Below are 14,224 nucleotides of genomic sequence, written 5' to 3' on the forward strand. Positions count from 1 at the left end.
GTTAAACTGCGATAGGGATGTATCTTCACAATCGTGACATTCTCGATTCTAATGCATTTGCTCTCATTTCTGATGGTTACCTAGGCTTAGGCAGCTCATGAACATTTATGACATGGTCTGTCGTTTAACATAATATACATTATGCGTAATACAATACACACCCAACAGGGGCGTTACAGGCCAGATTGCAAATCTCAAACCAAGGGTTACTCCCTGGCCAATGGCAATCCTCTCAACCCTCAACTCTTCTCGCTTCAAGGACTGTGTGCAGTGGTCAACTAATCCCGGACACGACGTTAAGTTTTTTCTCGGCCTGAGCCGGGCCCAGCCCGTCGTTGAACTGGTGCGCTCGAATCCAGTTGTACCGATGCATCAGGTGATAACTGATGTAGTGATACTCAAAAAAAAGGCGCTCCGAAGAGCGCCTCATTGTTCACCTTACTGCTCACTGACCGGCTTAGAGTCAGTAGACTCAGCCGCTCCGATCATGATGCGCTTAGGCTTCGCCTCCTCCGGTACAACTCTGAGCAAGTCAATACTCAGCAAGCCGTTGGCGAGCTTCGCGCCCTGCACCTCAATGTGATCCATCAAGCGGAACGACAGCCGGAACGCCCGCTGAGCGATACCTTGATGCAGGTAGGTGACATCTTCGTTGCTTTCTCGCTTATCACCAGCGACCGTCAAAACGCCTTTTTCAACCTGGATGTCTAAATCCGCCTCAGCAAGGCCTGCTACCGCGATGACAATTCGATAATGGTCATCGCCGTGCTTTTCGACGTTGTGGGGAGGATAGGAAGTTCCGGCCTCACTGCGAAGCGCCGATTCGAAAAGGTCATTGAAACGGTCAAAGCCGACCGAATGGCGGAAAAGTGGGGCCAACGAAAGAGTAGTAGCCATTGCTAAATCTCCTGAGTTTTCTCCAAGTGATTTGAGACGTGACCCTCATTCGGCATCACGTAAAACCCTAGGTAGGAACAGAAGACAAAAATTCAAGGGCGTTCGGAAAAATTTCCCTACGCAATAATCTTTATTTGTAATTTCGTGGCCTTTCAACGACATAGCAATGTTTGGGGCTCGGCGCTTTTGTAGTGCGTAAATCCGCAAGCATCGGTTACCCCTCAAATGTCAGGGGCTCCGGCCGGTAATTATGCCGTTGACGCGTGGTGGGTTATTTCGTGAATAAACGCCTTTCAGCCTTGGCAATACTGACAAAAAGGCGCCCTGACCCGCCTGACGCTATTCAAACAAGTTATAACTAAACTAAATAGTCATTTAGTTTAGTTATAATCAACCTACAATCTGAAACGATCCACCGACTGCGAAAGCTCCCCCGCCAACGATGACAATTCATCCGTCGTCGACGCAGTCGTGGCAATCACTCGGCTATTACTCTCCGACATGCCCGCAATCATCTCCACTTGATGGGCGATTTCATTGCTGGCCAGGCTTTGTTCGCCGATGGTGCGGGAGATGTCGTTGACCAACTCGGTGGTGCTCAACGTGGCCTGCAAAATCTCGCGGATGGCCCGTTCGACTTCCGCCGTCACCGCCATGCCTTTATCCACCTGTGCGACGCCCTCCTCCATGCTGGTCACTGCTTCCCGGGTGTTTTGCTGGATGCGTGCGACCATGCTGGCAATTTCCTGGGTGGACGTGCTGGTGCGGCCTGCCAGGCTGCGCACTTCATCGGCGACCACCGCGAAACCCCGTCCCTGTTCGCCGGCGCGGGCTGCTTCGATCGCGGCATTCAACGCCAGCAGATTGGTTTGGTCGGCGATGCCCTTGATCACTTGGATAATGCTGAAAATCGCCTCGGACTCCTTATCCAGCGTACGGATAACCTGGGCCGATTGCTGCGCCGAGCGGGCGATGCCGTCCATGTCACTGACGACTTGATGAATCACCCGGCCGCCGTCCTTGGCCAAGGACTCGGCCTGATGCGCCATATTCAACGCACGACCGGCGTGCCGGGTGATTTCCTCGATGCTGGCGGTCATTTCACTCGCCGCTGCCGCCATGGTGCTGGCCGCCGCGCTTTGTTGCTGGCTGCTGCCGGCCACTTCATGGCAGCCGTGGCTGAGTTTTTCACTCATGCCGTTGACGCCATGGGCGTTGCTGCGCACCACTTCGATCATGCCGCGCAAGTCGCGCTGCATGGTTGCGAGGCTGCGGATCAATGTGCTGGCTTCATCCTTGCGCGCCGGTTCGACAATCGGCTCGCTCAAGTTGCCTCGGGCGATGCTGGCGGCAATGCGGCTGGCGGCCTGCAGCGGCCCCATAATGCTCAACATGACCCAGCGGCCTTGCGCCAGCAGCAACAACAGGCTGGCAATCAGCACGGCGCCCAAGGTCAAGTTGGCGTTGCTGATCGTCTGTCGCGTGCCGACGCTGGTTTGTTGGGTGTTGGATTCGATCAGTTCGCTCAGGCCTGCCATTTGCTCTTCAAGCTGAGTGAAGGCGCTATTAAAGGTGCCCAGTTGCTCGCGTGCCGCTTCCGGATTGGCTAGGGCCAAAGTGACGATGCGCTCGCCGGCACTGATATAGGTGTCGAGGCTGGGTTTGATTTTTTCCAGGCTGGCCCTGAGCGAATCATCCAGCGGCAGCTTGAGGTTGTCCGCCAGGACCTGGCGAAAGTGCTCGGCGTGTTCCTTCAGCGAGCTGTTGACCTCGGCCTCGGTACTGGTGCTTTTGCCCAACCCCACCAACATCGCCGACAACACGTCCGCCCGCAGCGCGTCGTGCATCATGTCGGCTTCCATATGATTGCGCAGCACCGTCATGCTCTGCTCATTGTCCTGCACGGCGCTGCTCATCCGGCTGTTACCCACGTAGCTGGCCAGGCTCATGATCAAGGCGGTAATCAAGCCTGTCGCAATCAACAGCATCAAGCGTAGTTTAATCGTCATGCTGGTATCCCCGTGCCTGGCCGCCAATTGGGCTTCGCCTGAACTGTTATCGGCATCAATTGCTTGTTATTGAAGCCTAAGTTTGCGGATTTGCGCGGATACCTTAAGCTGGCCGGCCCTTGCTTGGCTGGAATAGCCCATGTCTCGAAGTATTGCTCGCCTCGCCCTGCTCCTGGGCTTGATCACCGCCGTCGGCCCGTTCGCCATCGACAGCTACCTGCCCGCGCTCCCCACCCTCGGCGCCAGCCTGCAAGCCTCGCCGGCTGCGGTGCAGATGAGCCTGACCGTGTTCTTCATGATCATCGGCGTGTGCCAGCTGTTCTATGGGCCGATCAGTGATGTATTCGGGCGCAAACCGCCGATTTACGCCGGGCTGGTGATTTTTGCGGTGGGCAGTGTCGGTTGTGCGCTGGCCCCGAGCATTGAAGTGCTGATCGGCTTTCGTGCGCTGCAGGCGTTTGGCGCCTGTGCAGGGATGGTGATTCCCCGGGCGATTGTGCGCGATCTGTACACCGGCCACGAAGCCGCACGCCTGATGGCCTTGCTGATGCTGGTGATGAGTGTTTCGCCGATTCTTGCACCGCTGGCCGGCAGCGTGGTGATTTCGATCTGGAGTTGGCGCGAAGTGTTTGCACTGCTCGCCGCGGTAGCCGTGGCGTGCCTGGTGATGACGGTCGTGCAGTTGCCCGAAACCCATCCCGCCGAACGGCGCCTGGGCAAAAACCTGGGCAACGCGTTTGGCAGTTACGGGGCGCTGCTGCGTGATCCGCTCTTTACCGGGCTTTCGGTCGTCAGCGGCTTCGGCCTGGCCACGTTCTTTGTATTCATCGGCAGCGCGCCGTTCGTGTATATCGAATACTTCGGCCTGACCCCCACCCAATTCAGCCTGTGCTTTGCGCTGAATGCGGCGTCGTTCTTTGCCATGAGCCAACTGACCGCACACCTCAGTGCGCGCTTTGGCCTCGCATCGGTGATTCGTTGGTCAGTGGTGGCAGTGGCAAGCGTATTGGGCACGCTGGCCGTGACCACACTGTGGGTCGACAGCCTGCCGTTGATGATGACGCTACTGTTCATCGGTTTCGGTTTTCTCGGCCTGTTGCTGCCGGCAGCGGGCGTTTTGTCCCTGGAGGACCACGGCGCGGTGGCGGGTTCTGCCTCTGCACTGCTGGGGGCGATTCAGATGATCACTGCAGCGGTGTCCATGACCGTGGTCGGCGTGTTTGCTGACCATACGCCGGCGCCAATGTTGATCGGCATTGCACTGTGTGCCGTCGCGGCGCTGCTGGTGACCCTGTGGACGTTACGCCGCTTGCCCGCTCACTTGAGCAGTGCCCCACCCTCCTCCTGATCCCGGGCAAGGCTCATCACAAATCAAACCGATCCACCGCCCGGCGCCGCTCGTTGTCCTCGCGCACGTCATAGCTGGCGGTGGTCTGGATATTGGTGTGGTGCGCCAGTTTCTGCGCAATCGACAGGTCATGCTCCTCGATCACCCGCGTGATAAATGAGCGGCGGAAATCATGGGGCATGATCTTCACGCCGACTTGCTCACCGCGCTGGCGGGCAATGTAGTAGATCGCGTGCTTGGTGATGCGTTCGCGGGTGATGTGGCTGCCCCGGCGGATGCGGTTGAACAGGAACGTGTCGTCGCTCTCGCCTTCTTTAAGCTGTTCACGCCGAAAATCCAGCCACGCCTGCAATTTGGCAAAAGCCCAGGCCGGCGCGTACTTGATCAGTTCCTTGTTGCCCTTGCCGATCACCCGCAAGCTGCGCTCTTCGAAGTTGATCTGCGCCAGGTCGAGGTTGACCGACTCCGACTTGCGCATGCCCGAACCGTACAAAATCCCGATCAGCGCCGCATCGCGCAGCCCTTGGGGGCGTGGGTCGGCGGCGCAGACGTCCATCATCTCGCGGATCAGCGTGCGCCGCAGGTTGCGGCCCTGGCTCAGGCGCGTGCCCGGCGTGGCCTTGACCGTGCGCATGCGCAACAGGTGTTCCTGGCTGATCAGGCTGAGGCGCCAGGCTTCATTCATCACGCCGCGCACTGCGTTCACGTACAGCGAAGAGGTGTTCGGCGCATAGCCGTCCTCGCGCAAGGCGGCGACCAGGGCGATCACATGTTCAGGTTGCAGCAGGTGCCAGTCGATGTCTTCGAGGTTGATGTCCTCGAAACCCAGGCGGTCGGCGGCGTCCTGCAGCACGTAGCGCATGGTCAGTTGGCTGGAGGGGGCCAGGCGGGTGAGGTAGAGGGTCAGAGGATTGCGAATGGACTCAGTCAAAATAGATCAGCCTTTGGATTAAATACCTCGAACAAACCATTGTTTAATCGAGGTATTTAGTGAATTGGCGAGGGCCGAGTCTAACCCAGCAACGGCCCTCGCACAAAGTCACGGCGCGACGTCGTCACCCTCGACAGAATCTTGCGGCTGGGTCTGGGTTTGGGTCTGGTTCCATTCGGTGTCCTGTTTCTGCATCAGGGCAAACCAGTGTTGGCGCATGAAGGTCAGGTACGCCTCGGGGGCCTTGGCGAAGTCTTTTTCCTCGCTGTAGCAACCCGGCAGCGGCAATTCGGTGCCCTGCTCCTTGTACTGGCTGACCAGCGCCTGCTGGGCGGCCACACCGCAATCCTTGGGCAGCGGCATGCCGCGCAGTGCGCCGGCCTCCTCGTCCCACCAACTGGCGCCATAGCGGTCGACGCCGCGCAGGCGGTATTTCTGGGATTTGCCCACGTGCATGATCAGCTTGAATTCATTGGGGCTCACGTCACTGGTGCAGGTACGCGAATAACCCACGGTGGCCTGGGTGATGCCATCACCGGACAGGTCGGTGACCTTGGTGGCATCCCGGTCGAAGCGAAGCGCCGCGTCGAATTCGCAATGCTGCACATCGTCGTAGAGCATCCACACGCGCTTGGGCCGGTTGCCATCGAGCAAATATTGCGCGGCATAGACAAATGCCGATTGGGTGCCATCGTCGTCGCGCTCGCTGAGTTGCTCGGCGAGTACCAGCAGGTTTTTGCCCTGGCGATCGTCCCATGTGTACGCGGCGATCTGCTTGCCGCGCACTTCGACCCCATCCGGCAGTTGCTCAATGCTGGTCAGCGCTACCCCAGCATCGGCCCGCACCGTCGTGACACACGCCACGGTCATCAACAACCCCATCAACACTGGCCGTAAAAGCTGCACGCTATTCATCCGATTACCCTGGCAAGAGAGCGCTTACTTTACCGGCACTTGGGGGGTATTGCAGAGAAGATTGTTGAATAAAATCGGTTACGGGCCCCTGCACGCGAGCGCTCGGCGCGATGTGTGGATCTTCTAGCTGAACACGGGCTGTCTACCTGTCAAATAAACGAGTTTTTCATATGCCTTTCATATTCGTACCACATTTTTGCGCTTAATCTTGGCTTCAGGACTTGAGAGCGAACCGCGACTTCCCCGACTAACCTGTTGATTACGCTTTACCTTTGCGTTTTATGAGCTTTACTTTAACCGCCTCCATGGAAGACCCCACGCCGTCTCAGGAAAGTCGAATGAATACGCCACTCCACCTTGTGTCAAGTCAGGCACGGCGCTGCCCGCCACTGATGACTGCTGTTTTCACGTTCCAAGTTGCTCTAGCCCCGAGGTCATGAATCTTTGAAACCCTACCCTATTCATTGTGTGTCGATCGTTATCCCGGTCTACAACGAACAAGAGAGCCTGCCTGAGTTGCTGCGTCGCACGACCGCTGCGTGCAAGCAACTGGCTTACGAATACGAAATCATCCTGGTGGATGACGGTAGTCGCGACAAATCCGCCCAAATGCTCGAAGACGCAGCCGCAGAAGATGGCAGCAACGTGGTTGCGGTAATCCTCAATCGCAACTACGGCCAGCACGCGGCGATCATGGCCGGTTTCGAGCAGTGCCGGGGCGAGGTGGTGATCACCCTCGACGCCGACCTGCAAAACCCGCCTGAAGAGATCCCGCGCCTGGTGGAGCAAGCCGCCCTGGGTTACGACGTGGTTGCCACAGTGCGCAACAATCGCCAGGACTCGGCCTTCCGCCGCTGGCCGTCACGCCTGATCAACCTCGCGGTACAGCGCTCTACCGGCGTGGCCATGACCGACTACGGCTGCATGCTGCGCGCCTACCGCCGCACCATTGTCGACGCCATGCTCGCCTGCCGTGAACGCAGCACCTTTATCCCGATCCTGGCCAACGGCTTTGCCCGGCACACCACGGAAATCCTGGTGCACCACGCCGAGCGTGAACACGGCGAATCCAAATACAGCGCCATGCGCCTGATCAGCCTGATGTTCGACCTGCTGACCTGCATGACCACCACCCCGCTGCGCCTGCTGTCGATCGTCGGTTTCAGCCTGGCCGGCCTCGGCCTGCTGTTCGCCCTCGCGTTGATCGTGCTGCGCCTGGCCTTCGGCGCCCAATGGGCCGGCGATGGCATGTTCGTATTGTTCGCGGTGCTGTTCATGTTCACCGGTGGCCAGTTCATCGGCATGGGGCTCTTGGGTGAATACCTGGGCCGCATGTACAGCGATGTGCGCGCCCGCCCACGCTTCTTTATCGAAAAAGTGCTGCGCAACACCCCGGCAGCACCGGCCCCCGTCGTCGTCGTTGACGGCCTGGTGTCCTCCCATACCACTTCTACTTCTCCTTCCGATCAGGTTTCGTCATGAATTCAAAAGCCGTTGTCTTCGCATACCACGATATTGGCTGTGCAGGTATTGAAGCCCTGCTGACTGCCGGCTACGACATTGCTGCGGTGTTCACCCACGCCGATGATCCCAAGGAAAACAATTTCTACGGTTCCGTCGCCCAGCTCTGCGCCCGCAACGGCATCCCGGTACACGCACCGGAAGACGCCAACCACCCGTTGTGGATCGAGCGCATCGCCAAGCTGAACCCGGAGTACATCTTCTCCTTCTATTACCGCAACCTGCTGAGCGAGCCGCTGTTGGCCACTGCCAGCAAAGGCGCGTTCAACCTGCACGGCTCGCTGCTGCCGAAATACCGTGGCCGCGCACCGGCCAACTGGGTCCTGGTCAACGGCGAAACCGAAACCGGCGTGACCCTACACCGCATGGTCAAGCGTGCCGATGCCGGCGCAATCCTGGCCCAGCAAAAAGTGCTCATCGAGCGCACCGACACCGGCCTGAGCCTGCACGCCAAACTGCGTGATGCCGCCACCAACCTACTGCGCGACGCCTTGCCGCAACTGGCCGCCGGCAAACTGAGCGAAACCGCCCAGGACGAAAGCCAGGCTACCTACTTCGGCCGCCGCACCGCCGCCGATGGCAAGCTGGACTGGAAAAAACCCGCTGAACAACTGTTCAACCTGGTCCGTGCCGTGACCCAACCTTACCCAGGCGCCTTCTGCGCCGTGGGCGAGCACAAGCTGATCGTGTGGCAGGCCGAGGTGGTCAAGGGCAATGAAGGCCTCGCCCCAGGTCGCGTGATCAGCGTCAACCCGCTGCGCATCGCCTGCGGTGAAGACTCCCTGGTGGTCAAGTTCGGCCAGCGCAACGAGAACGGCCTGTACCTGGCCGGCCCATCCCTGGCCGACGAACTGGGCCTGGTCGATGGCTCTGTACTGCGCGGCGCCGAGTCCGGCCGCAAGCCGCGTCGTACCCGGGTACTGATCCTGGGTGTGAACGGTTTCATCGGTAACCACCTGTCCGAGCGCTTGCTGCGTGACGATCGCTACGAGATCTACGGCCTGGACATCGGCTCCGACGCCATCGAGCGCCTGCGCAGCCACCCGAACTTCCACTATGTGGAAGGCGACATCAGCATCCACACCGAGTGGATCGAGTACCACATCAAGAAATGCGACGTGGTCCTGCCGCTGGTGGCCATCGCCACCCCAATCGAATACACCCGCAACCCGCTGCGCGTGTTTGAACTGGACTTCGAGGAAAACCTCAAGCTGGTGCGCTACTGCGTCAAGTACAACAAGCGCGTGATCTTCCCGTCGACCTCCGAGGTCTACGGCATGTGCCAGGACCAGTACTTCGACGAAGACACCTCCAACCTGGTGGTCGGCCCGGTCAACAAGCAACGCTGGATCTACTCGGTCTCCAAGCAACTGCTGGACCGCGTGATCTGGGCCTACGGCGACAAGGGCCTGAAATTCACCCTATTCCGTCCATTCAACTGGATGGGCCCACGCCTCGACCGCCTGGACTCGGCCCGTATCGGCAGCTCCCGCGCCATCACCCAGTTGATCCTCAACCTGGTGGAAGGCACGCCAATCCGTCTGTTCGACGGTGGCGAACAGAAACGCTGCTTCACTGACATCGCCGACGGCATCGAAGCACTGGCACGCATCATCGACAACGACAACGGCGTGTGCGACGGCCAGGTGATCAACATCGGCAACCCGGAAAACGAAGCCAGCATCCGTCAACTGGGCGAAGAGCTGCTGCGCCAGTTCGAAGCCCACCCACTGCGCGGCAACTTCCCGCCGTTCGCCGGTTTCCGCGACGTGGAAAGCAAGGCGTTCTACGGCACTGGCTACCAGGACGTGGCGCACCGCAAGCCAAGCATCGAAAACGCCAAGCGCCTGCTGAACTGGGAGCCAACCGTTGAGATGAGCGAAACCATCGGCAACACCCTGGATTTCTTCCTCAAGGAAGCCATGCTCGAAATCGCGGACAAGCGCTGATGCAGGCAGGTCTTCGCATTGACGTCGACACCTACCGTGGCACCCGTGAAGGTGTGCCGCGGTTGCTCGAATCCCTGGATGAAGCGGGGCTGAAGGCGACGTTCTTCTTCAGCGTTGGGCCGGACAACATGGGGCGCCACTTGTGGCGCCTGATCCGCCCGCAGTTCCTGTGGAAAATGCTGCGTTCCAATGCGGTCGGCCTGTATGGCCTGGACATCTTGCTGGCCGGCACCGCCTGGCCGGGCAAGCCGATTGGCCGCGACCTGGGGCATTTGATGCGCCAGGCCAAGGCCGCCGGGCATGAAGTCGGCCTGCACGCCTGGGATCACCACGGCTGGCAGGCCAATACCGGGCGCTGGAGCGAGGCGCAGTTGGTGGAGCAGATCCGCCGGGGCGTCGACACCCTCAGCGACATCCTCGGTGAGCGCATCGACTGTTCCGCCGCCGCCGGTTGGCGCGCCGATGAACGTGTGGTGCAAGCCAAGCAAGGTTTCAACTTTCGCTACAACAGCGATTGCCGGGGCACCAGCCTGTTCAGGCCGACATTGGCCGATGGCAGCGCGGGCACTCCACAAATTCCGGTAGACCTGCCGACCTTCGACGAAGTCGTCGGGCCGGTGGTGGCTGCCAAGGATTTCAATGGGTTCATCCTTGACCGCTTTGCCGAGTCGAAGCTGAACGTCTACACGATCCACGCAGAAGTAGAAGGGATTCTGATGGCCAACGATTTTCGCCAATTGCTCGCCCAGGCAGGGCAGCGCGGCATCGACTTCAAACCCCTGGGCGATTTGTTGCCTGCGGACCTGACCACCCTGCCCCAGCAACAGCTGGTGCGTGGCGCCTTGCCCGGCCGTGAGGGTTGGCTCGGAGTGCAGCAGGCATGATCCGGCGTCTGGCATTGCCCCTATTGCTGTTGGCCTTTGGTGTGTTCTACCTGTTGCCGCTGGCTACCCATGGCCTGTGGATCCCGGACGAAACCCGCTACGCCCAGATCAGCCAGGAAATGCTGCTGACCGGCAAGTGGGCATCGCCGCACTTCATGGGCATCCGCTACTTTGAAAAACCGGCGGCGGGCTACTGGATGATCGCGCTGGGCCAGGCGATCTTCGGGCAGAACCTGTTCGGCGTGCGTTTCGCCTCGGCGTTGAGCACCGGCCTGAGCATCCTGCTGGTGTACCTGGTGTCGCGCCGGCTGTGGAATGATCCGCAGAAAAGCCTGGTCAGCAGCGTGCTGTACATGAGTTTTGTCAGCGTCGCGGCCCTCGGCGGTTATGCCAACCTCGATCCGCAGTTCACCTTCTGGGTCAACCTGACCGGCGTGGCCTTGTGGTTCTGCTTCGACAGCACCACGCGCAATGGCCGCTTGGCCTCCTGGGCGCTGTTGGGTTTGGCCTGTGGCATGGGCTTTATGACCAAGGGCTTCCTGGCCTGGCTGCTACCGGTGCTGATCGCCCTGCCCTATGCCATCTGGCAGAAACGTTTGCGTGAACTGCTGGGCTACGGCCTGGTGGCCGTGGCGGTGGCGGTTGTGGTCAGCCTGCCGTGGGCGTTGGCGGTGCACCTGCAAGAGCCTGACTACTGGAACTTCTTCTTCTGGCACGAGCATATCCAACGCTTTGCCGGTGACGATGCCCAGCATGCCGAGCCGTTCTGGTACTACCTGCCGCTGCTGGTGGCGTTCTCGCTGCCGTGGGTTGCGCTGCTGCCATCCACCCTGAAACAGGCGTGGTTGCAAAAACGCCTGCCGAAAACCGCGTTCCTGCTGTTGTGGCTACTGATGCCTCTGGCGTTCTTCAGCCTGGCCAAGGGCAAGCTGCCTTCCTACATCATGCCGTGCCTGTTGCCGCTGGCCTTGTTGATGGGCTCGACCCTGGCCGACAAACTCGCCGAGGGCCGCAGCCGCGCACTGCGCATCAACGGTTGGTTGAACCTGGTGGTGGGCATCGTCGCGTTGCTGGCACTCACGTGGTTCCAATTGAAAAAGCCGGTGTACGAGCCGGGCCAGGAAACCCTCAGCCTGGTGCTGGTGTTCGTGTTCCTGTTCGGCTGGATCATTGCCAACCTGTTACAGGCAGCGCGCCCGCTGAAACTGTGGGCCGCACCGGTGCTCGGCAGTTGGTTGCTGGTGGCACTGGTGCCCGCCGCACTGCCCCATTCGGTGGTCTACAACAAGACCCCGGACCAATTCATCATCGATCACCTGCAAGCCCTGCGGCCGGCCACGGCACTGCTGAGCAATGACCTCGGTGCAGCATCGGCCCTGTCCTGGCGCCTGGCGCGGCCGGACGTGACGCTCTACAACACCGTCGGCGAAGTCAAATACGGCCTCACCTACCCGGATGCGACTCATCACAAGGTCGACACCACGCAGGTCCAGGCATGGATGAGCGATGCGCGCAAACAAGGTCCGGTCGGCGTGGTGATGCGCGTTAAAGGTGACGACGAAATCGCCGAAGTTGCACTGCTGCCAGCCGACGGCCAGCGCTTTGAACAAGGCAACATCGTGATTCTGATCTTCCCGCAGGTTGCTCCATGATCACCCTGCTCCTGTTACTGACCGCCTGCCTGCTCACGTGCATGGGCCAGGTCTCGCAAAAATTCGCCGTGGAAAGCTGGCGCGACCTGCCGGACGGTTGGGCGCTGAAACTTCGCTCGCCGTGGCTGTGGGCCGCATTGGTGTGCCTGGGCCTGGGCCTGCTGGTGTGGTTGCTGGTGTTGCAGCGCCTGGAAGTCGGTATCGCCTACCCGATGCTCAGCCTGAACTTTGTGCTGGTCACGCTGGTGGCACGTTTTGTCTTTCATGAACCCATCGATGGCCGCCATTGGTTCGGCGTGGCGCTGGTGATTGCCGGTGTTGTGCTGCTGGGGCGTCAGGTATGAGCCGCGTGCGTGGTTTTGCCCTGGCCTTGGCCAGCGTCGGCCTGGTCAGCGCGGCCCAGTTGGGCATGCGCTGGAGCATGACGCGCCTGCCGCTGCCCCACGAATGGCTGAGCACGCCCATCGATCTCGGTGCCCTGGGCGTGGTGATCCTGGCGATCTTCGCCTATGCGCTGTCGATGCTCTGCTGGCTCGGCGCGCTCAAGCACCTGCCCTTGGGCCGTGCCTATTCATTGCTGAGCATCAGCTACGCCCTGGTGTACCTGCTGGCGGCCAGCCTGCCGGTGTTCAACGAACAGTTTTCGCTTTCAAAAACCCTGGGGGTGGCGCTGGTCATCCTCGGAGTTCTGGTTATCAACTCCCACCGTGCTAGCCCCGCAAGCTCCAGGAATGCCCCATGAAAATCAGTGTATTTGGTAGTGGTTACGTCGGTCTGGTGCAGGCCACCGTATTGGCCGAAGTCGGTCACGATGTCATCTGCATGGACGTCGACAAGAACAAGGTCGAGTCGTTGCAAAAGGGCCATGTAACCATCTTTGAGCCGGGGCTGGCGGCGATGGTCAAGGAAAACCTGGAAAGCGGGCGGCTGCACTTTACCCATGACGAAAAACTCGCGGTCGAACACGGCGAAGTGTTGTTTATCGCCGTGGGCACGCCCTCGGACGAAGACGGCTCGGCGGACTTGAAATACGTGCTGTCGGTGGGCGATGCCGTGGCCCGTCACCGTGTCGACCCAGTGATCCTGGTGGAAAAATCCACTGTGCCCGTCGGCACCGGCGACACCCTGCGTGCGCACATTGAGAAAGCCCTGCACCTCGCTGGCCGGCACCTGGAATTCGATATTGTCTCCAACCCGGAATTCCTCAAGGAAGGCTCGGCAGTGGCCGACTGCCGCCGCCCGGACCGCATCGTCATCGGCTGCGAGCGCGAAGAAGTGCGCGAGGTCATGCGCGACCTGTACGCGCCGTTCAACCGCAACCATGACCGCATCATCTTCATGGACCTGCGCAGCGCCGAGCTGACCAAGTACGCCGCCAACTGCATGCTGGCCACCAAGATCAGCTTTATCAACCAGATCGCCGAACTGGCCGAACACCTGGGGGCCGACATCGAAGCCGTGCGCCTGGGCATCGGCGCCGACTCGCGCATCGGCTACCACTTCATCTACCCGGGCTGCGGCTACGGCGGCTCGTGCTTCCCCAAAGACATGCGTGCCCTGATCCACAGCGCCAAGGAAGCCAATTGCTCCAGCGACCTGTTGGAAGCCGTGGAAGCGATCAACCAGCGCCAGAAGAGCAAGCTGTTCGAACGCGTCAATGCATTCTTCAAAGGCAACCTCAAGGGCAAGACCTTTGCCATCTGGGGCCTGGCGTTCAAACCCAACACCGACGACATGCGGGACGCGCCCAGCCGTGTGCTGATGGAAGCCCTGTGGGCTGCCGGTGCCAACGTGCGTGCGTTCGACCCGGAAGCCATGCAGGAAACCCAGCGCATCTACGGCGACGACCCGCGCTTGATGCTGATGGGCACACCGGAGTCCACCCTCAGCGGCGCCGACGCGTTGATCGTCTGCACCGAATGGCAGCAATTCAAGGCGCCGGACTTTGATTTGATCCTCCAGCGCCTGAAAACCCCGGTGATCTTCGACGGCCGTAACCTCTACGACAGCGAGCGCCTTGCGCGCAAAGGCTTCCAATACTTCCCGATCGGCCGTGGCGACTCCTGCCAATTGCCGATTCCCCAGCAACAGTGGGTGCCGCAGGTTGTGGAAGCCTGA

12 protein-coding genes and 1 pseudogene are annotated in these 14,224 nt (G+C 60.2%); 8 read left to right on the plus strand and 5 right to left on the minus strand.

The features are described 5' to 3' along the window. Nucleotides 1-438: 438 nt before the first annotated feature. The 3 genes and pseudogenes from LIY36_RS19920 to LIY36_RS27910 all read right to left on the minus strand — a co-directional run. Nucleotides 439-897 (minus strand): Hsp20 family protein, encoded by a 459-nt coding sequence (locus LIY36_RS19920; protein WP_226456777.1) that lies wholly within the window; start codon nucleotides 895-897, stop codon nucleotides 439-441. 395 nt (nucleotides 898-1,292) lie between these two features. Next, nucleotides 1,293-2,156 (minus strand): methyl-accepting chemotaxis protein, encoded by an 864-nt coding sequence (locus LIY36_RS27905; RefSeq protein WP_370694914.1) that lies wholly within the window; start codon nucleotides 2,154-2,156, stop codon nucleotides 1,293-1,295. Then, a pseudogene (locus tag LIY36_RS27910) lies at nucleotides 2,151-2,906 on the minus strand (MCP four helix bundle domain-containing protein); the annotation flags it as partial. The pseudogene LIY36_RS27910 and the gene LIY36_RS27905, both read right to left, overlap by 6 nt. A gap of 139 nt (nucleotides 2,907-3,045) precedes the next feature. Between LIY36_RS27910 and LIY36_RS19930 the strand changes: the two are divergent. Continuing rightward, entirely contained in the window at nucleotides 3,046-4,254 is a 1,209-nt protein-coding gene (locus LIY36_RS19930; protein WP_226456779.1) for a multidrug effflux MFS transporter, read from the plus strand. A 16-nt stretch (nucleotides 4,255-4,270) separates the two neighbouring features. Here LIY36_RS19930 and LIY36_RS19935 read toward each other — a convergent pair whose 3' ends face one another. After that, nucleotides 4,271-5,185, minus strand: a complete 915-nt coding sequence (locus LIY36_RS19935) for a site-specific integrase (RefSeq protein WP_192300071.1) — start codon at nucleotides 5,183-5,185, stop codon at nucleotides 4,271-4,273. Between the two features lie 108 nt (nucleotides 5,186-5,293). Further along, the gene (locus LIY36_RS19940; RefSeq protein WP_226456780.1) at nucleotides 5,294-6,100 is read right to left on the minus strand and encodes a M949_RS01915 family surface polysaccharide biosynthesis protein; all 807 of its coding nucleotides are present in this window, start codon (nucleotides 6,098-6,100) and stop codon (nucleotides 5,294-5,296) included. 444 nt (nucleotides 6,101-6,544) lie between these two features. Between LIY36_RS19940 and arnC the strand changes: the two genes are divergently transcribed. The 7 genes from arnC to LIY36_RS19975 are packed head-to-tail and all read left to right on the plus strand — an operon-like array spanning nucleotide 6,545 to nucleotide 14,224. Further along, nucleotides 6,545-7,582, plus strand: coding sequence for an undecaprenyl-phosphate 4-deoxy-4-formamido-L-arabinose transferase (gene arnC, locus LIY36_RS19945; RefSeq protein ID WP_226456781.1), 1,038 nt, complete (start codon nucleotides 6,545-6,547; stop codon nucleotides 7,580-7,582). Further along, a complete protein-coding gene (arnA, locus tag LIY36_RS19950; RefSeq protein ID WP_192300068.1) occupies nucleotides 7,579-9,570 on the plus strand; it encodes a bifunctional UDP-4-amino-4-deoxy-L-arabinose formyltransferase/UDP-glucuronic acid oxidase ArnA in 1,992 nt (663 codons plus the stop codon). Before arnC ends, arnA begins: the two co-directional genes overlap by 4 nt. Beyond that, a complete protein-coding gene (gene arnD, locus LIY36_RS19955; RefSeq protein WP_226456782.1) occupies nucleotides 9,570-10,454 on the plus strand; it encodes a 4-deoxy-4-formamido-L-arabinose-phosphoundecaprenol deformylase in 885 nt (294 codons plus the stop codon). The genes arnA and arnD overlap by 1 nt, the downstream gene beginning before the upstream one ends. Continuing rightward, nucleotides 10,451-12,106, plus strand: a complete 1,656-nt coding sequence (gene arnT / locus LIY36_RS19960; protein ID WP_226456783.1) for a lipid IV(A) 4-amino-4-deoxy-L-arabinosyltransferase — start codon at nucleotides 10,451-10,453, stop codon at nucleotides 12,104-12,106. The genes arnD and arnT overlap by 4 nt, the downstream gene beginning before the upstream one ends. Further along, on the plus strand, nucleotides 12,103-12,450 hold the full coding sequence (gene arnE, locus LIY36_RS19965) for a 4-amino-4-deoxy-L-arabinose-phosphoundecaprenol flippase subunit ArnE (RefSeq protein WP_192300065.1): 348 nt from the start codon (nucleotides 12,103-12,105) through the stop codon (nucleotides 12,448-12,450). Before arnT ends, arnE begins: the two co-directional genes overlap by 4 nt. Further along, nucleotides 12,447-12,848: a 4-amino-4-deoxy-L-arabinose-phosphoundecaprenol flippase subunit ArnF gene (arnF, locus tag LIY36_RS19970; RefSeq protein ID WP_226456784.1), complete on the plus strand. Its 402-nt coding sequence runs from the start codon at nucleotides 12,447-12,449 to the stop codon at nucleotides 12,846-12,848. Before arnE ends, arnF begins: the two co-directional genes overlap by 4 nt. After that, on the plus strand, nucleotides 12,845-14,224 hold the full coding sequence (locus LIY36_RS19975; RefSeq protein ID WP_226456785.1) for a UDP-glucose dehydrogenase family protein: 1,380 nt from the start codon (nucleotides 12,845-12,847) through the stop codon (nucleotides 14,222-14,224). Before arnF ends, LIY36_RS19975 begins: the two co-directional genes overlap by 4 nt.

Source organism: Pseudomonas sp. AF03-9 (assembly GCF_020515815.1).
Lineage (GTDB): Bacteria > Pseudomonadota > Gammaproteobacteria > Pseudomonadales > Pseudomonadaceae > Aquipseudomonas.